The 19,091-nt window shown below is 49.1% G+C and carries 16 protein-coding genes, 1 tRNA gene and 1 pseudogene; 14 read left to right on the top strand and 4 right to left on the bottom strand.

The genetic code is table 11. From position 1 onward, the window contains the following. A pseudogene (locus tag NC996_RS17610) lies at positions 1–122 on the bottom strand (photosystem II D2 protein (photosystem q(a) protein)); the annotation flags it as partial. Positions 123–550: 428 nt separating this feature from the next. Between NC996_RS17610 and NC996_RS17605 the strand changes: the two are divergent. The 5 genes from NC996_RS17605 to NC996_RS17585 all read left to right on the top strand — a co-directional run bounded on the left by NC996_RS17605 (position 551) and on the right by NC996_RS17585 (position 3,647). Continuing rightward, positions 551–817, top strand: a complete 267-nt coding sequence (locus NC996_RS17605; protein ID WP_190411751.1) for a hypothetical protein — start codon at positions 551–553, stop codon at positions 815–817. A 23-nt stretch (positions 818–840) separates the two neighbouring features. Beyond that, on the top strand, positions 841–1,518 hold the full coding sequence (locus tag NC996_RS17600; RefSeq protein WP_190411754.1) for an ABC transporter ATP-binding protein: 678 nt from the start codon (positions 841–843) through the stop codon (positions 1,516–1,518). 121 nt (positions 1,519–1,639) lie between these two features. After that, positions 1,640–2,188 carry an NYN domain-containing protein gene (locus NC996_RS17595; protein ID WP_190411750.1) on the top strand — a complete coding sequence of 183 codons (549 nt, stop codon included), beginning with the start codon at positions 1,640–1,642 and terminating at the stop codon, positions 2,186–2,188. Positions 2,189–2,298: 110 nt separating this feature from the next. Next, a tRNA-Asn gene (locus NC996_RS17590) sits at positions 2,299–2,370 on the top strand. Between the two features lie 29 nt (positions 2,371–2,399). Further along, a complete protein-coding gene (locus NC996_RS17585; RefSeq protein WP_190683709.1) occupies positions 2,400–3,647 on the top strand; it encodes an aminotransferase class V-fold PLP-dependent enzyme in 1,248 nt (415 codons plus the stop codon). Positions 3,648–4,171: 524 nt separating this feature from the next. Here the strand turns inward: NC996_RS17585 and NC996_RS17580 are convergent. Further along, positions 4,172–5,500 carry a tetratricopeptide repeat protein gene (locus NC996_RS17580; protein WP_190683706.1) on the bottom strand — a complete coding sequence of 443 codons (1,329 nt, stop codon included), beginning with the start codon at positions 5,498–5,500 and terminating at the stop codon, positions 4,172–4,174. Between the two features lie 150 nt (positions 5,501–5,650). Between NC996_RS17580 and NC996_RS17575 the strand changes: the two genes are divergently transcribed. After that, complete coding sequence (locus tag NC996_RS17575; protein ID WP_339380219.1) at positions 5,651–6,829, top strand: esterase-like activity of phytase family protein; 1,179 nt, start codon at positions 5,651–5,653, stop codon at positions 6,827–6,829. Between the two features lie 119 nt (positions 6,830–6,948). After that, positions 6,949–7,329 (top strand): surface-adhesin E family protein, encoded by a 381-nt coding sequence (locus tag NC996_RS17570; protein WP_190527540.1) that lies wholly within the window; start codon positions 6,949–6,951, stop codon positions 7,327–7,329. 171 nt (positions 7,330–7,500) lie between these two features. Here the strand turns inward: NC996_RS17570 and NC996_RS17565 are convergent, their stop codons facing one another. Continuing rightward, complete coding sequence (locus NC996_RS17565; RefSeq protein WP_190683700.1) at positions 7,501–8,415, bottom strand: ADP-ribosylglycohydrolase family protein; 915 nt, start codon at positions 8,413–8,415, stop codon at positions 7,501–7,503. Positions 8,416–8,497: 82 nt separating this feature from the next. Here NC996_RS17565 and NC996_RS17560 point away from each other — a divergent pair, with 82 nt between their 5' ends. The 5 genes from NC996_RS17560 (at position 8,498) to NC996_RS17540 (ending at position 14,990) form a co-directional block, all read left to right on the top strand. Continuing rightward, a complete protein-coding gene (locus tag NC996_RS17560) occupies positions 8,498–9,088 on the top strand; it encodes a chromophore lyase CpcT/CpeT (protein WP_190411745.1) in 591 nt (196 codons plus the stop codon). Between the two features lie 88 nt (positions 9,089–9,176). Further along, entirely contained in the window at positions 9,177–9,362 is a 186-nt protein-coding gene (locus NC996_RS17555) for a hypothetical protein (protein ID WP_190411744.1), read from the top strand. Positions 9,363–9,401: 39 nt separating this feature from the next. Then, a complete protein-coding gene (locus NC996_RS17550) occupies positions 9,402–10,556 on the top strand; it encodes an NAD-dependent epimerase/dehydratase family protein (protein WP_190683698.1) in 1,155 nt (384 codons plus the stop codon). Between the two features lie 241 nt (positions 10,557–10,797). Further along, positions 10,798–11,907, top strand: coding sequence for a glycosyltransferase (locus tag NC996_RS17545; RefSeq protein WP_190437605.1), 1,110 nt, complete (start codon positions 10,798–10,800; stop codon positions 11,905–11,907). Positions 11,908–12,293: 386 nt separating this feature from the next. Continuing rightward, positions 12,294–14,990 (top strand): GAF domain-containing protein, encoded by a 2,697-nt coding sequence (locus NC996_RS17540; protein WP_190683695.1) that lies wholly within the window; start codon positions 12,294–12,296, stop codon positions 14,988–14,990. Between the two features lie 56 nt (positions 14,991–15,046). On the opposite strand, the gene NC996_RS17535 is transcribed toward NC996_RS17540, so the two are convergent. Beyond that, positions 15,047–15,310, bottom strand: coding sequence for a hypothetical protein (locus tag NC996_RS17535; RefSeq protein WP_190411740.1), 264 nt, complete (start codon positions 15,308–15,310; stop codon positions 15,047–15,049). 401 nt (positions 15,311–15,711) lie between these two features. On the opposite strand from NC996_RS17535, the gene purC reads away from it, so the two are divergent. Beyond that, complete coding sequence (gene purC, locus NC996_RS17530; RefSeq protein ID WP_190683692.1) at positions 15,712–16,452, top strand: phosphoribosylaminoimidazolesuccinocarboxamide synthase; 741 nt, start codon at positions 15,712–15,714, stop codon at positions 16,450–16,452. An 89-nt stretch (positions 16,453–16,541) separates the two neighbouring features. Further along, the gene (locus NC996_RS17525; protein WP_190683689.1) at positions 16,542–19,049 is read left to right on the top strand and encodes a BamA/TamA family outer membrane protein; all 2,508 of its coding nucleotides are present in this window, start codon (positions 16,542–16,544) and stop codon (positions 19,047–19,049) included. Positions 19,050–19,091: the final 42 nt, after the last annotated feature.

Here is a 19,091-nt window from a genome sequence, read left to right as displayed (position 1 = left end):
GCGCAGGGGAATAGCAGTAGGCCGGACCAGCCGACAAATACGAAGCGATCGCGCTTGAGCCAGTCGTCAATGGCGTCAAACCACCCTCTTGAACTTGGCGCGCGTCCGACTGCGATAGTCATGACAGCAAATCTCCAAACAGGTTAGTTATAAGTACAGTCATCGCGATTTCTGCTGGCTCCACCTGTAACTAGATGGGCTACGCAGAAAACAAACTAGGATGTCAATCTAGTTTACGATTCTTTACTGAGTTTAATCTTATTATGTCCAAGTTGCACAGTTTTGGGTAAATTTATTTAACTCATTTTAATATTTAGCGGTAGGGGCGACAGATGCGATCGCAGATGTTCATCACTCGCGACAGTTCAGGAAGTGTGTGCGCTTAAAGTCCAGGCTAGGAAAGGAATTGCGAAACTTACCAACGCCAAGATAGAGGCGAAGATGAAATCCTTTCTCCCCTGCTCAACGAATTTTCCCATCGGGCAGCAACTGGCTCGCGTCTGAGATACTAGGGATGTGGAGCCGATATTTAATTGCAATTGCTTAACTCATGTTTACAATCGACCTAATTTTGAAAAATACGCCGATGTCGTTGTCGGTGCAACGGAAGTCAGACGAAGATGCCCAAAGCGTTTACCAAGAAATTCTGAATGCAATCCGCTCTGGCAACGCGCAACTGTTAGAACTCACTTGCGAACGCCAGCCGGAGAAAAAAATCGGCATTCTCAGTAGCGAGATTGTTGCCGTTCAGATATCTCAGAAATCCAGCACAGCATCGGCTGGAAGACCTCCCGGCTTCTTCGCCCTCGCTGAATGAACACGTTTCCTGCTGGTGTCGAAATGGTCAAGCCTGCCATTCAAGTCAAAGACCTTTGCTTCAACTGGCCTAAAGGGGAGAAAGTCTTAGATTCCTGTTCTCTGGAGGTGCCCAAGGGTGAATTCTGGATGCTTTTGGGCACCAACGGCAGTGGAAAATCAACATTGTTGAGATTACTGGCTGGGCTGTTGCGTCCCCAAGCAGGAGAAATTCAGATATTAAACCCAATTGGCTTTGTCTTCCAGAATCCCGATCATCAGTTGGTGATGCCGACAGTCGGGGCTGATGTTGCCTTTGGGCTGGTGGAGGAAAATCTCTCGCCCGCTGAGATACGCGGGCGGGTGGAGCAAGCACTGGCAGCGGTTAATTTACTCGCGCTGGAACGACGCCCCATCTATGCTCTGAGTGGGGGTCAGAAACAGCGAATTGCCATTGCCGGTGCGATCGCCCGCCGATCGGAAGTCTTACTATTAGATGAACCCACCGCCCTGCTCGATCCGGATTCTCAGTTGGATTTAGTCGCGCAAGTGCAAAGCTTGGTGAAAAGCCGGGGTCTGACTGCCCTTTGGGTCACGCATCGATTAGATGAGTTAAATTATGCCGACGGGGCATTCTTACTAGAGCAGGGCTGCGTAGTGGATCGAGGAGAACCCAAACGCTTAAGACAACGCCTCCTGCAAACCCAAGATTCCTCCTTGTAACCAAAAACTATTTTTGGGCAGGCTTTGCCTAGTTCTGCAAAAAGGACGACAGAACTGACTTGACTATATTGTTAAGATGATGAAATAGTTATTTTCACCTAAAAAATCTTGGCTTAAAACAATGCAACGCCCATCCCCGCAGGCTGTTTTGCTCGTTGACGGCTACAACGTCATTGGACTATGGTCTTACCTGCAAAGAACCCGCGATCGCAATGGGCTAGAAGCCGCTCGTCTTGAATTAATTGAGGCTTTGGTCAATTACAGCGCTTTTAAGGGCTTTGAAACTCAAGTTGTATTTGATGCCCAGTATCAAGACACACGCAGTAATTGTGAATCTATCACCCACGAGCTATCAGTCTATTACACGGATTTTGGGCAGACAGCAGATACTTACATCGAAAAAACCTGTGCCTCCTTTCGTTACAATCCCTACAGATCGGCACGGCGCTTGATTGTCGCTACATCAGATCGGGCGCAGCAATTAACAGTAGTGGGGTATGGCGCAGAATGGATGTCAGCGCAACAGCTGGGTTACGACGTAGAATTAACCGCTCGTGCGGTTATACGCAAAAATAGACCCAAGAAACATTCGTCGGGGCGTTTTTTAGCGAATTCCCTGGATGCTAAAGCTCGCGAGCGTCTGGCTGAGTGGCGTTTGAACCAGAAATAACTGAACATCCATTCGGCTCAAAAAAATTTCTCAGAAAACTATAAAAGGGCTTGACAAGTTATATTGGCACTCGCTAATATTAGTAACTGTTGAAAAGATTGAGTGAACGATCCTCAGTAGCTCAGTGGTAGAGCGATCGACTGTTAATCGATTGGTCGCAAGTTCGAATCTTGCCTGGGGAGTTTAATTAATTTAATTGTAAGGATGAAGCATGAAAGAGAAAATTTCAGACTTCATCCTTCGCCATTCAGAATTTCAGAAGTTATGGTCGCTTGACCCAGCCGTAACGTTCCTGAATCATGGTTCGTTTGGTGCTTGTCCGCTGCCGGTTCTGGAAGCCCAACAACGCTACCGGGCGCAACTGGAAAGGGAACCTTTGCGATTTTTTGTGCGCGAGTTTGAGCCGCTGCTGGATGCTGCACGGGATGAGTTAGCTCAGTTCGTGGGTGCCGATCCAGAAGAGTTGGTATTTGTCCCGAATGCGACAACTGGAGTGAATGTGATATTGCGATCGCTTGGCTTAGCCGATCCGAGCGATGCATCGCTTGCTTTCTCCCCAGACGACGAATTACTGACAACAGATCAGGAATACAATGCCTGCCGCAATGCGCTCAATTTCATTGCCAGTCGGACTGGGGCGCGGATAGTGGTGGCGACAGTACCTTTTCCCATCACATCGCCAGAACAAGTCATCGAAGCCGTGATGGAACAGGTTTCACCCAGAACAAAGCTAGCGCTGCTAGATCATGTAACCAGCCAGACAGGGCTAATTTTTCCTATCCAGCAACTCGCTCACCAACTGGCAGAGCGCGGCGTCGATACACTGATAGACGGTGCCCATGCGCCAGGGATGCTGCCGCTGAATCTGCGGGAAATCGGAGCGACTTATTACACTGGCAACTGTCATAAGTGGTTGTGTTCCCCGAAAGGAGCCGCATTTTTATATGTGCGGCGCGACAAGCAATCGGCAATTCGTCCGCTAACGATTAGTCATGGTGCCAACTCGCCCCGAAAAGAGCGATCGCGCTTTCATCTAGAATTCGACTGGATGGGCACCGACGATCCCAGCGCTTATCTGTGTGTCGCAGAGGCAATTCGGTTTTTGGGTTCGCTGTTGCCGGGGGGATGGCGCGAATTGATGGCGCGTAACCGAGCAATGGCATTAACAGCACGACAACTACTTTGCGAAACGCTACAGGTGTCGCTACCGTGTCCCGATGAGATGATTGGTTCGATGGCAACCGTGCCATTGCCGGATGAAATACCGGACAGCCCAGGAGAAATGCAAATAACGCCGCCACTACAAGATGCGTTATGCGATCGCTTTGGGATTCAGGTACCGGTGATTTATTGGCCTGCACCTCCTAAACAGCTGATTCGGATTTCAGCTCAACTTTACAACACTCCGGCGCAGTATGAATATCTAGGTAAAACGCTTGTGGAATTACTGTCTAGCTGACGAAAGACAACTGATGTAAGCCACTAAAACATCCAGAAAACCTTCCTGGAAGATAGAAATTAACCTTACCTTTACAGTTTTTTTCTTGATTTCTATAACCGTGACTTAACTCACGCTTGCATTTTTACAAAAGTAAGATGTACTCTTTTTGTGATAAAAAAACGAACCAAGCATTTCTACTTGGCTCTAAGAGCAAACACCAAATCACAGAAGTCTATAACCAAGGGAGAAAGACTATCTCAGGAAGGGAGATAATTTTGATAGCAGTTCTAATATTTAATATTTAGGCTCAGAACCGCGCTGTCTTTATGTTTATAAAGTTATCAATTTCCAAAACAAACAGAATCAATCTTCGGTGGGAAACTTCCTGAGGTCTTAGCTCTCTCTGAAGGAATATAAAACTTTCTGTTTTGCTGGGACAAACGCCTGTAAGGGCAGAATGCCCAGTTGACCATTTTTGATTGGGGATTGGAAATGCTTGCGGCTTATAGATAACAAGAGATCGCTTTTCTCTGAACCGATATCTACTGCGAACCTTGCTGAGTCACTCGCACTAGCTGATTGGCAAAGTAAGTTTCCTGATACTTTAACGACTTTGCTAATTCCAACCCTTGTTCAAACGCTGCTTTTGCTGGCGCTAAGTCCCCGCGTTCTAGATAAATCTGACCGATTTGGTCGTAGGTTTTCATCAAGTTATAGTAATCGTAGGACTGCCGCTCTACCTGCAAAAGAGTTTGATAAACCTGCAAAGCATATTCAGGTTGTTTATAAGTTCGGTAGAGATCTCCTAGTTTTTTCAAAGCTTCGCTGGCAGAAGCGAACTGCTGTAAAGACCACGCTATATTATAGGCTTCTTGGTAGTTTTTACTCGCTTCGTCTGGTTGTTTGAGAGCTTCGTAATCAGTAGCGATCGCTATCTTCAACGCTGGTATCTGAGTTAAATCATTAATGGCGAGGTAACTTTCTGCCAGCCGTTGCTTCACTTTTAAAGAATTTTCCGGTTGCTTCGCCTTGTCGTAAATGTAAGTCAGCTGTTGCAGATAAACCACTTGGTTGACCGTATCGCCCTGTTGAGTGGCAAAACTCAGCAATTCCTCATAAGTTGCCGCTGCCTTAGGATAATCAAACCAGTTCAGGTGCAATTGGGCAATGATTTTCAGCATTGCCTCTTCTGTGGCTTTATCTTGGCGCTGCCGTGCATCAGCCAGCAACAGCTGATAATCCTCCAGCGCGGGGGCTGGCAGTCGTATCTGCTGGTAAGCTTGACCCAAAGCTTGCAACAGCTTTATGTCCACTGCCGAGACAGGGGAAGACAAAACAATTTCTTCAGTTTTGCCTCCATTCAGGTTTGTTTGCTGGCGCGGCGTTTTGCCTTTCGGCTCTGGTGTCCTGCCAAAAGCCCGATCCTGAATTGCTTGCAGACGCTTGGTGATGATTTGCAAATCAAGTTTTTGATTATTTTCCCACGCGATCGCGCCAACCCGTCCTAGCGCTTCTACCTCTTCCACCGTCCCTAGCGATCGCCGCAATCGCAATTCCCGATACCAAATTTCAAACGCTGCCGGTGCATTACCGGCTTTAAGCTGAGCAGCTGCCTGAGCATTTAATTCATCCAGAGCCTGCCTGAATTGGCTGATTTCTCCAGGAGTCAGGGGACGATCTACTTGCGGCTGCGGCAGCAGCGGATCGGGTGTCGTTATCTCTAAGGGGTTGGGTTTGGGTTTATTATCCGCCGCAGTTGCTGCCCATCCGGCAGAACCAGAACACAGTAGGAACAAAACGGCAGCAATTCCCAGTCCTAAAGCGCTTGAGCGACGTTGCTGCAACCACAGACGAGCAAGCAAATTCTGCATAATATTTTTAGCGCGAGCAGTTTAAATTGTTAATAACAAACTATACAAGCAGACCTGGTTAATATCAGAAGTTGTAGCGTTTCTCACCCACCTGACTGCTACAGTAAAGCGATAGTTTCCGCGCTTGTTGTGAAGTTTAGGAGAAAGCTGGTGAACGGTGGGCAATTTAGACCGCGATCTTGGGTGCTGGGGATAGCGATCGCCTTATTGACTTTTGTCACTTCCTGCGGAGTCCAGCCAGGAATGACACAAGATCGAGTTTTTCTGGATCTATCCCTCGACTTTTTAGGGGAATACCAGCTACCCAAGACGAAATTTAAGGATACACCTGTTTCTGGCTTATCGGGGCTGACCTACGACCGGAAGCAGAACCGTTTTTACGCAATTTCAGATGACCGCAGTAAGTTTGCCCCAGCCCGGTTCTACACTCTCAACATGGTTATCGATGACGCCAGCGATGGCAAAATTGGCATCCAGAAAGTAGAAGTTGAGAACGTTACCTTTCTAACCAAGGAAGATGGCAACACCTATCCCAAGAGTACGGTGGATACGGAAGGGATTGCTCTGTCTCCTCAACAATCGGTATTTATCTCTAGCGAAGGGGTCGCCCGCGATGGCATTGCCCCCTTTATCGGGGAGTTTGACTTAAAAACTGGACGTCTGCGGCAGAACTTACCCATCCCGGAACGCTATCTTCCCGACGTCAGTGGCAATACAACCCAGACTCGTGGCATCCAGAATAACCTGGGGTTTGAAGCCCTGACCCTCAATCCCGTCGGTACTCTCCCAGCAGCCGGGGAACCGTTTCGTCTATTTACTGCCACTGAGTCATCATTGATGCAGGATAGCGAAGCAATTAGTTCAAAGCAGGGAGCAAAATGTCGGATCTTGCACTATTTGCTCAGCGATGGCCCACCGCTGTTGATTGCCGAACATTTATATGAAATGGAACCGCCTCCAAGTGGGGCACTCAAAGATGGCTTGCCGGAATTTTTATCTTTAGATGCAGGGGGGCACTTCCTCACCTTGGAACGTTCTTTGAGCCTGTTAGGTTACAGGGTGAGAATTTATCAGGCAGCAATGGGCGGGGCAACAGATATTTCTAGTGTTCCCAGCCTTAAAGGTGAGCTTACCGGCATTGAGCCAGTGAAGAAAAAGTTGCTGTTGGACTTGGATGAAATAGGCATTCCGTTGGGCAATTTGGAAGGCATGACTTTTGGCCCCCGCTTGCCGGATGGCAGCCAAAGTTTACTTCTAGTCAGTGATGATAATTTCCAAGATAAACAGACGACTCAGTTCCTATTGTTCCGACTCAAAAGTAAGCGTTAAAAACAGTTGACGCTTGCATTTATCACCCTTTAATTCATCTCGATAATCTTTGCAATCCCATGACTAAGTTGTTTACCTTTCAACATTCGCGTCTCGCTATAGTATCCGGGATCAGCTTGATGACAATGATTGCTACGTCAAGAGCGATCGCGGCTTGGGTGCCCGTAAGCAAAACCCTCGACAACACCCCTATCTATATCGACGATGCGCGGATTGTGCGTCAGGGAAATCTTGTAGAATTCTGGCGACGGAATCTGTTTCAAGCTCCGGAAGCAGATGGTGCGATTGGGGTGGACAATTATCATGCAATAGAGTGTAAAAAAGGCTTATTCCGATGGCGTCGGTCTATTCGTTTTGACCAAAGCGGTCGGATTGTCGGGGATATCGATGTAGGTAAAAACGACAAGCTGCTAGAAGCAAAAATTCAATCGGGAAGTATCATCGGGGATTTTTATCAAGCAGTGTGCCCAGCCCAGATAGAGGAACCTAAAAAAAAATAACAAAAAGGGAATTTTTTCTTCAGCTTAAACCTATTTGAATGCGATAAGAAAAACTTCACACTTAGCCACTCGACCTTCACGGAGAGGGGAGCAAGAAAATCTTGTGTGTATCTCCTGTGCATCTACCTAAAACGGGTAGCGCGTTCAGTTTTTTAACTTGATTTTGCATTTTTAATAACTTTCGCCAGCAAAAATGCTTGAAAAATTATCTGGCAACGGTTCCCTCGCCTGAATCCACGGGGTAGGGACTCCTTTTTGGCGTGCGGAAAGGGCAACAATCCCGCCTACAATGGCGCAGTTTGTGTCCATGTCGCCTAAACCGCTAATTGTCGCCCAGAAAGCTTCCTGGTAGTCTTCCAAATGATGGGCAGCACACCACAGGGCAAAAGGCACCGTATCTTGAGCTGAAATTTTGTAGCCGGAACCCAGTTGTTGCGCTACCACAGGTGGAGAGCGATCGCTCGGAATATCTATCGCTTGCCGAATGCTGCTCTGAATCTCGCTTTCCGGGACATTCAGAGCAACCTGTTGGAGAAATTGCTCTCCAGACATAAATTCACCTTCACCCACCCTGTAAGCGATCGCAGCAGCAACTGCAACAGCGATCGCTCCAGCAATTCCCTCTGGATGAGCGTGTGTTGGTTGCGCTGAGAGTATCGCGTTTTCTCTCACTGCGTCTAGATCGTGAGCAAAATAAGCGCCTAATGGTGCCACCCGCATCGCCGCACCATTGCCATAAGAACCAGTACCTCCGAACATCTCTGAAGCTTCTGTGCGCCAGTCTGCGCCCCATTGCAGCCTTGTCAGCAGCTGCTGCGCCCCTGCACCATAGCCGCGAGAAAGGTTGAAGCGTTCGGCAAATGCTGCGGCAAGGGCATCGGGATCGATTCGTCCGTAGCGCCACAGCGTCTCCACAATAGACAGTGCCATCTCGGTATCGTCACTGTAGCGCCAGAGTTTTGGAGGAATTTGACGCCTTTGTATTCTTTCGCTTAGGTGCTCTCCCAACCCAAAAAACCTTTCACCCAAGGCATCTCCGACAGAAAGCCCCGTCAAAGACAACTGCATTCGTTCTAATGGCTTCATCGTTTCAAGAAACTTTAGGAGGAGCGATCGCGCATCTTAAAATAAGGGGGATCATTTCTCAACAACGGCATTTTAATAAACAATGACGCATTCTACTGATATTGCTACCTTAGCTCGCTGGATGGCAGCAGATTTCAGCAACCAAGCACAAGCATTTGAAAATCCTCCCATCTTTGCCCATATCCGCGTCTGTATGCGTCCTCTACCCCTGGAACTGTTGTCGGGCGTGAGTTTCCTGGTGGAACAAGCGTATGACTATATGATTAATGACCCATATCGGCTGCGGGTTTTAAAGTTAATTACGAATGGCGATCGCATCGAAATTGAAAACTACACAGTTAAGAATGAAGAACAATTTTATGGTGCCTCCCGCGACCCCAAGCGCCTGCACAACCTCAAAGCAGACCAACTGGAAAAATTACCAGGCTGTAACATGATCGTCGAATGGACAGGTCACAGCTTCAAAGGTTACGTCGAACCCGGTAAAGGTTGTATGGTGGTTCGCAAAGGTCAAAACACCTATCTCGACAGCACCTTTGAGATTGACGAAAACAGGTTTATCAGTCTCGATCGGGGACGCGATCCCGAAACCGATGAGCATATTTGGGGATCGGTTGGGGGTCCTTTCGAGTTCGTCCGTTGGGGAAGTTTTGCCGAGGAAGTGAAGGTGTAAAGGGTTCAAAGCTAAAGGTTGAAGGTTCCTTGTCGCTAGGAACCTTCAACTTTCAATCTGGAGGTCTTGGAGACACTTTCACATCTGATTGCTAGGTCGCCCTGATTGCTGGGTCGCCGCCACTGGGACAACAACGCTTTCCTCCCAAAGATTGATGACGAAGGAGGGAAGAAATACGAGAAAGAAGCAAACGACTACAAGCTCGATGGGGTGTACCGGCGATCGCTCAGAAGGAATTCACTTCGATGGTCTAGAAGGTACCATTACCTGGTAAATTTACCGAGTGTTGGCAAGCAAGATTAATTGAACCCGTATGAAAGTCTTGGTTATTGGCGGTGATGGCTACTGCGGTTGGGCAACCGCGCTTTATCTTTCCAGTCGAGGATACGAAGTCGGCATTCTAGACAGCCTGGTGCGGCGTCACTGGGATATGCAACTAGGCGCAGATACCCTAACCCCTATTGCACCCATTCAACAACGCCTTCAGCGTTGGAAGGACCTCACCGGCAAATCCATAGACCTATTTATTGGGGATATCACTAACTACGAGTTCCTCCAGTCAGCGCTGCACAAGTTTGAACCACAGACAATCGTTCACTTTGGAGAACAGCGTTCGGCACCCTTCTCGATGATTGACCGAGAACACGCTGTCGTCACCCAAGTGAACAACGTGGTGGGGACGCTGAATCTGCTGTATGCTATCAAAGAAGATTTCCCCGACTGTCACCTCGTCAAATTAGGAACGATGGGCGAGTATGGGACGCCCAACATTGATATTGAAGAAGGTTACATTACTATCGAACACAACGGGCGTAAGGATACTCTGCCGTATCCGAAGCAGCCCGGATCGATGTATCACCTCAGCAAAGTTCATGATAGCCACAATATCCACTTTGCTTGCCGGGTTTGGGGACTACGCGCCACCGACTTGAATCAGGGCGTCGTGTACGGCGTCTTGACAGAAGAGACGGGCATGGATGAGCTGTTAATTAACCGTCTGGACTACGATGGAGTCTTTGGGACGGCACTCAACCGCTTCTGTATCCAAGCAGCAATTGGGCATCCCCTGACCGTGTATGGAAAAGGCGGTCAGACGAGAGCCTTTTTGGATATTCGGGATACAGTGCGATGTATGGAACTCGCGATCGCTAACCCCGCCCAACCCGGCGAATTCCGCGTCTTCAACCAATTCACCGAACTATTTAGCATCGGTGACTTAGCCGCAATGGTGAAGAAAGCCGGGAATTCCTTGGGACTGAATGTTGATATCCACAACCTCGACAATCCCAGAGTCGAGAAAGAAGAACACTACTTCAACGCCAAAAACACCAATTTGCTCGATCTCGGCTTACAACCTCATTATCTCTCCGACGCCCTACTCGACTCGTTGCTCAACTTTGCCGTGAAGTATCAGCACCGCGTCGATAAAAATCAGATCATGCCCAAAGTTTCTTGGCACCGTCAGTAATCAGGATTGAGGACTGAGGACTGTTAGCGAAGCGGTGCGAAGCACGGACTGAGTGAAAAGAGAGATGGAGGAGAGAGTGGCAGCTGGCAAGCAATTTGCTGGGTTGAATTGTTGCATTGAAAAGACAGATAAACTTTAATAACTCCTCAGACTTGACCGTTCATTGAGTCCTTAGCCCTCAGTCGCGATCGCGCTTAAATCTATCACTCAGCCCTCAGTCCTCATCCCTCAGCACTGAATTATGCGAATTGCTCTTTTTACCGAAACCTTTTTGCCCAAGGTTGACGGCATTGTGACGCGCCTGCGCCACACCGTTGAACATTTACAGCGCAGCGGCAACGAAGTGCTGATTTTTTCCCCAGATGGGGGGTTAACCGAATATAAAGGAGCCAGGATCTACGGAGTCTCTGGCTTCCCGTTGCCTTGGTATCCAGAGTTGAAAATGGCTTTTCCCCGCCCCTCCATTGGTTATCAACTAGAGAAGTTTCAACCGGATATCATTCATGTTGTCAACCCAGCTATTTTGGGACTAGCGGGTCTGTATTACGCCAAAGCGATGCAGATTCCCTTACTAGCGTCTTATCATACCCATTTACCCCAGTATCTCCAGCATTACGGCTTGGGAATGTTAGAAGGTGTGCTGTGGGAATTGCTCAAATCAGCCCATAACCAAGCGCGGCTGAATCTCTGTACTTCTACGGCGATGGTGCAGGAACTTACCAGTCATGGCATCCAGCGAGTGGATTTGTGGCAGCGGGGGGTAGATACAGAATTATTCCAGCCCCACTTATCAAGCCGAGAAATGCGATCGCGTCTTAGCCAAGGACACCCGGAAAGCCCTTTATTACTCTACGTAGGGCGTCTGGGCGCAGAAAAAGAAATTGACCGCATTAAGCCCGTCCTAGCAGCCATTCCCAACGCGCGTCTCGCCTTAGTGGGAGATGGCCCCCATCGACAAGCCTTGCAACAACACTTTGCCGGGACACCCACCCATTTCGTCGGCTATCTGACCGGCGTTGAACTCGCCTCAGCCTTTGCCTCAGCAGACGCCTTTATTTTTCCCTCGCGCACCGAAACTTTAGGATTAGTGCTGTTGGAGGCGATGGCAGCCGGATGTCCCGTTGTCGCCGCGCGTTCCGGAGGGATTCCCGATATCGTTACCGATGGCGTTAACGGTTATTTATTTGACCCAAAAGATGAAGAGGGAGCGATCGCTGCTACCAAGCGCCTTTTGGCCCATCAAGAAGAACGGGAAACCCTACGGCAAAATGCCCGCCTCGAAGCCGAACGCTGGGGTTGGGCTGCCGCCACCCGCCAGTTGCAAAATTACTACGAATCAGCGATTCATTAACAATCAATCATTAGCAGTCAGGGTTCAGCAGTCAGGGTTTCCGAAAAACAACTGATAACTGAACCCTGAAATGCTCCTATTTAATACATATTCCTAAACACTACGGATGAGGATTTTAGGTCTCCGAGGTTAAATTAAGTTAGTGGGTGCTTATTTTTTAAGCGTTAACGATTAGCTCAGTAGGTGGAGACCAAACAAACCCAGATTGAACAACGCTTTTCCCCGTAAAGATGCGAAAATTTGCGTTTTTCGGCTAGTTTTTACAGAATTAATCGCGATTTTAGGCTTTTACGGGTATTTTGACTAAATTGAATCTAAAAAAAAGTGTGAATCGCATACTAATAACAGCTAACAGCTAAAACCACAGCTTGCAAATGCTTCTCCCCATGACACTCTCTAATACCGGCAGCGTTCTGGCTACGTTAACTCAGCTTACGCAACTCAATCGTACTAGCGCCCTGACCTCGCGCGTCAAAGACCTGTCATTCGGCGAATTTATCTGCTTACTCGACTTTATTACCGCTGAGTTCCAGCAGTTTCTGCGGGCGATCGACATGATCAACAACGAAGCGCTGGAAACCATGCTGGAGCAGGTCATGGACGCCTTTACCCTCAAAATGGGTCAGATTCTGCAAGCAGACCTCACCACTATTTTTTTAGTAGACGAAGAAAAAAATCAACTTTGGTCAAAAATTCCCGATACGGAGACTGGGAGAGCCACCAAACAAATCCGGATTCCCATTAATATTGGCGTTGCCGGTCACGTCGCCAGCACCGGCGAATCTTTGAATCTTCCAGACCCTTACTCTCACCCACTCTTTAACAAAGAAGTTGACGAGCGACCGGGCTACCGAACCCGCAGTCTGCTTTGTATGCCGATTTATAGCAGCAAAAACCAGATTGTTGCGGTCGTTCAGCTATTAAATAAAGCTGGGGATGGGCCGTTTACCGAGGAGGATGAGCAGGGATTCCGCGACTTTGCTGCCTCTATCGGCATTATCCTAGAAAGCTGCCAATCGTTTTATATGGCGGCACGCAAGCAGCGGGGGGCAGAGGCACTGTTGCGGGCAACCACCTATCTCGGTCAAAGTCTTGACTTGGAAGCAACTCTGCGCTTTGTGATGGAGCAAGCGCGGGATCTGATGCAGGCGGATCGCAGCACCCTATTTATGCTGAGCAAAGAAACGGGAGAACTCTGGACGAAAGTTGCCAACAAAGATGGTACGGAGATCATCCCGATTCGCATTCCTTCTAACAAAGGAATTGCCGGTTATGTTGCCTCCACTCGTCAGCCGCTAAATATCCCGGATGCTTATAAAGATCCGCGTTTCGATCCCAGCGCCGACCAACGGACGGGTTATTTGACACGCAATATTCTGTGTATGCCGGTGTTTAATTCATCAATGGAATTAATCGGCGTTACGCAGTTAATTAACAAGCAACCCGGCAGCTTCACGAGTTCAGATGAAGAGTTTATGCAGGCATTTAATATCCAGGCGGGAATTGCGCTGGAAAATGCCAAGCTCTTCGAGAATGTGTTGTTGGAAAAGCAGTATCAAAAAGATATCCTGCAAAGTCTCTCAGATGCAGTCATCTCTACAGACATGCAGGGACGGATTGTCACGATTAACGAAGCTGCACTGGAGTTGTTAGGGTGCCCAATTCGGGAAACCACGGGTAAAAACAACAAGCATCTGTGGGAGCAGAAACTAATCGGTCGTTTCGTTTGGGATGTAGTGCCCATCGAACATCTCCAGTTTCGCCTCCAGGATAGTCTGAAGACGGGTGCCAAGCAATATGTGCCGGAGCAAACCCTGACAGTGGGTTTGTATGTAGAGAAGAACCACCAGCCGTCAGTAGCAGCGGTAGGAGCAATGGCAGAATTATCTGTGCAGGCACAATGCACCCAGTGTCAGCAGGTAGCAGAAGTTCTCAATTCGGAAGCGACTCACTCGGAGGGAGAACCCACGGGAGTCCATATTCTGGCAATTCGCGATCGCATCAATCCAAATATCTTCATTCCCTGGAATGAATCATGCAGTCCTGGCACTGTCGCCACTCACAGTTGTCATCAGATTTTGAGCGCCGATCAAGTCCAGGAAATTGAACGGAGTATGAATCTCACCGTTAATCCCCTTACCAACCCGGAAGGAGGCGTCAGAGGAGGCTTGGTGGTCTTGGAAGACATCAGCCACGAAAAACGGATGAAATCTACCTTGTATCGCTACATGACGCCTAGAGTGGCAGAGCAAGTCATGGCACTGGGCGATAAAGCGCTGATGATGAGCGAACGCAAGGAGGTGACAATTTTATTTTCTGACATCCGGGGCTACACCACTCTGACGGAAAATTTAGGGGCTTCGGAAGTGGTTTCGCTGCTGAATCAGTATTTTGAAACGATGGTAGAGGCAGTCTTTAACCACGAAGGCACCTTAGATAAATTCATCGGCGATGCCTTAATGGCGGTGTTTGGTGCGCCCCTGCCTTTGGCAGAAAATCATGCTTGGATGGCGGTTCAGTCGGCGTTGGATATGCGCCGCCGGTTGGCAGAGTTTAACCGTCGCCGTTTATTTGGAAACCAGCCGCAAATTCATATTGGCATTGGACTAAGTTCTGGAGAAGTCGTTTCCGGCAACATTGGTTCCCACAAACGGATGGACTACACGGTGATTGGGGATGGGGTGAACTTGAGTTCTCGCCTGGAAAGCGTCACCAAGGAGTACGGCTGCGATATTATCTTGAGCGAGTTTACCTACAACTTGTGCCGCGATCGCATCTTGGTGCGAGAGTTAGACAAAATCCGCGTCAAGGGCAAAAATACCGCCGTTAGTATTTACGAGTTGATCGGCGACCATCGACAGCATCTCGACGACTCCACGAAGAAGTTTCTCGATCTCTATCATCTTGGGCGTACAGCCTACACGGGAAGAAGCTTCCAGAAAGCGATCGCCTACTTTGAGGACGCCTACAGCCTACGACCCACGGATCAGGCAGTCACCGTCCACTTGGAACGGTGTAAGAACTACCTTCGGCAACCGCCTTCAGATGCCTGGGACGGAGTCCACACGATGACCAGCAAATGAGGTTAATCGCTATTCGCGAATTGGTGTAAATTCTCTAGACGCTGCCCTTTTGCATCTCACCTTTCCGGATTATCCTCTCCACTCTGGAAAGGGTTCTCACCGATGGCGAGTTGCTTTTTGGTTTTTTTCAACTGCTTCCAGAGACTCTTAATTTGTTCGTAGGCTTCGGAGGATGAAATTTTCCCCCCAGTTTCCAGGTTGCAGATGAAATTCACCCGTTGAGCAAATTCCTGCAAATTTGCGTTAAAAACCAGGTTTTCTGGCTTGACTTGACCGTAGTAACGACTACGAGGATACAGAAAATCAGAGCGGTCTGCCATAGATTACCTCCTTGGGATAAACTACTCAACCTACTGGCGTGAGAAACGAACCAATCGTTAATCCTGTTTTTTGCCCAAGCTGGAAAAGCTAGCAACAGAAACAGGGAGGTATTCCGACCGTTGCCCGATCCACCTTGGAGTCGGTAGAACTTTCTTGCGATCGCCCGCTGTTGGAATCAGGATTTACCGGGTGTTTTGTTCGAGTCTTGACCACTATTGTGATCTTTGCACAAAGGGCTGCGCTTATTTTAATTACAAATTAATCAAAATTTAACCTTATCTTAATCAAAGATTATGCCAGTTACTCGCAGATGCCCAGATGTTGACGCCATTCGGCTCCTAAGGCATTAAAATCTTCTGTGCTGCTGCCGACGATCCATTAATACAAATAACGACTCTCCATGTCCGCCCAATCACCCAACCTTTACGAAGGCAAAGCCAAGATTCTCTATACCACGGACGATCCGGACATTCTGCTGGCTCACTTCAAAGACGACGCTACCGCCTTTAATGCCAAAAAGCGCGGTCAGATTATCGGCAAAGGTGAAATTAACTGCACCATTGCCGCTTATTTGTTCCAGGTTTTGGAAGCATCGGGCATCCCAACCCACTTCATTGACTGTCCGGCACCCAACCAAATGCGCGTCCAAGCGTTAAAAATTCTGCCCCTAGAAGTGGTGGTCAGGAACATTGCTGCGGGAAGTCTGTGTCAACAAACAGGGTTGCCCGTAGGTACCGTCCTGCCCGATCCGCTGGTGGAATTTTATTTTAAAAATGACGATCTCGGAGATCCTTTGTTAACACGCGATCGCTTGATGTTATTGAAATTAGCGACACCAGAACAGCTTGACCAATTACAAAGTAGCGCCTTGCGGATTAACGAAATCCTCAGAGACTTTTTTCACCAATGCCGGATTACCCTAGTGGATTTCAAGTTGGAGTTTGGCGTTGACCGGCATGGCGAGATACGACTGGGAGACGAAATCAGCCCCGATACCTGCCGTCTTTGGGATGAGTCTGAAGACGATCCCGACCGGCGAGTGCTAGATAAAGATCGGTTCCGTCGGGATTTGGGGCAGGTGGAAGACGCCTACCAGCAAGTTCTAAAAAGAGTTCTCGAACAGGTAAATCGTAAAAAGTAAAAGCAAAAACATTCTTTCTTTGACTTTTTGCTTTTTTACTTTTGTCTCTATTTTCAATGTGTGTGGAAGTGTCGAAAACGAGTAAAAGAATGCGCTTATCTCCCTTTTTATTGACGATTTTGGCTGCCTCATCTGCCTGCTGTGTAGCATTTCCTGCCAGAGGGCAAACGACAAATTCTTCGTCGGACACCTCCGAGAGAACAGCTTGGTATGGCGATTATATTGAGCAGACCCAGGCTGACGCAGGACGCGATCGCCCAGAATCTCAACCAACCAATAACGTAGTCGTCAATGCTGTGAGTGCCCCAGAGACGACACCGCCTGGGAGGGCGCTTAGACCATCGTCCAGCCTCACAGAGATTGTTACACGCTCCACCACCGCACCCGCCCCAGTTAACGTCCCAGTTAACGTCCCAGTTAAACCGGAGCGCGTAGAGGTCGCCAGTAGCAGTCGTCGGGAACCGCCACCCGCCAATAACGTGGTGGTTAACACCATGAGCGTTCCAACAACAAAAGAGCCTGTAGGGGCAAAATCCCCCTCATCCGTACTCAGCCAAACTCCCACAACCCAATCTCCATCCTCTCCCACGCCGGAAACAGAGCCAGTGGTTCCGCGCACCGGCGAAGAATCAACACCGCAACAAGAAACGCCGGATACCATTGAATTCGATCTCACGCCAGGGACGACTGGTGAGCCGAATCTTGAGTTGCCAGAGCCACGGGAACAACCTGTACCAACCCCTGAAGGTGGACAACCTGCAACAACGCCTGAAACGGTACAACCTGCGCCTACCGACCAGCCAGAAGCCAGAGTGCTAGTGGGTGAAGTCGTTGTTACTGGCGTAGAAGGGGATCTTGAAAACGAAGTTTATGAGGCAATTCGCACCCGACCCGGACAAACGGCGACCCGGAGCCAGTTACAGGAAGATGTGAATGCCATCTACGCTACAGGTTTTTTCAGCAACGCCAGAGTAGAGCCACAGGATACCCCCCTGGGTGTCCGTGTCGTCTTTGTAGTAGAACCTAACCCAGTTTTGCGTCAGGTAGTGGTTGTCCCCGTCCCTGCCGACCAAAATCAGCGGGCACTCCCCCAAAAGGTAATCGATGACGCCTTCGCGTCTCAGTATGGTCGCACCCTCAACATCCGCGAACTGCAAGAAGGCATTAAAAAAATAAACCAGTGGTACAAAGAAAACGGCTATGACTTGGCACAAGTAGTTGCTGCACCCCAGATTGCTGAGGATGGTACGGTACGTCTAGAGGTAGCAGAAGGACTGATTGAGGATATTGAAGTCCGCTTTCTCGACAAAGACGGACAACCCGCAAATGATGAGGGTCAACCCATCCGGGGTCGCACCCGCGATTTCATCATCACGCGAGAAATCGAACTGAATTCTGGAGAAGTCTTTAACCGGACGAAAGCGGAAAGGGATCTGCGCCGAGTCTTTCGCTTAGGCATCTTTGAAGATGTGCGACTCTCATTCAGACCGGGGCAAGATCCGCGCAAAGTGGTGGTGGTCGTGGACGTGATTGAGAAGAACACCGGCTCAGTGGCGGCGGGTGCTGGGATTAGTTCCGCCAGTGGATTATTCGGCACCATTAGCTATCAAGAGCAAAATCTGGGGGGCAATAACCAGAAGCTGGGGGCAGAGTTGCAGGTCGGTCAGCGAGAACTGCTATTTGATGTCAACTTTACAGATCCCTGGATTGCTGGCGATCCTTACCGGACTTCCTACACCGTCAATGGGTTCAGACGCCGATCCATTTCGCTGATTTTTGATGGCGGTGACACAGAGGTGGAATTACCCGATGGAGACAGACCCCGCGTCCTGCGATTGGGGGGTGGCGTCACCTTTACCCGTCCGCTTTCCCGAGATGTTTTTGCAGATCCGGAATGGAGAGCGAGTCTGGGCTTGCAGTATCAACGGGTTTCGATCCGAAATTCCGACGGCGACATTAGCCCGAAGGATGAGCTAGGCAACGACCTGAGCTTTAGTGGGGAAGGGAAAGACGACTTGTTGACCCTGCAATTTGGGGTTGTGCGCGATCGCCGGAACAGCGCCGTAATTCCGACCTCTGGATCTCTACTGCGCCTAGGCGTTGAACAGTCTCTCCCCGTAGGTGTGGGAGGGATTCTGTTTAACCGTCTGCGCGGTAGCTATAGCTACTATCTTCCTGTCAGATATACGAACTTCTCCCCAGGGCCACAAGCGCTCGCCTTCAACGTTCAAGCCGGAACCGTCCTCGGCGATTTACCTCCCTATGAAGCTTTCTCTCTAGGCGGTAGTAACTCGGTGCGGGGTTTTGAGGAAGGAGATGTCGGCAGCGGTCGCAGCTTTATCCAAGCGACCGCAGAGTATCGCTTCCCGATTTTCTCGATTGTGGGTGGTGCTTTGTTTGTCGATGCCGCAACCGATTTCGGGACTGGTAGCACCGTGCCCGGAGATCCGGCTGGGGTGCGGGGTAAGCCCGGAAGCGGCTTTGGTTATGGTCTTGGCGTCCGCGTGCAATCTCCCCTCGGCCCGATTCGTATCGACTATGGTTTTAATAACGAAGGGGACAGCCGCCTCCACTTTGGAATTGGGGAGAGATTCTAAAAATTAAAAATGTAAAATTAAAAATTAAAAATTAGGAGAATT

The sequence above is a fragment of the Trichocoleus sp. ST-U2 genome, from assembly GCF_039961875.1.
Taxonomy (GTDB): domain Bacteria; phylum Cyanobacteriota; class Cyanobacteriia; order Cyanobacteriales; family FACHB-T130; genus FACHB-T130.
The sequence above is the reverse complement of the archived record's forward strand: the minus strand, read 5'-3'. Positions and strand labels throughout refer to the sequence as shown.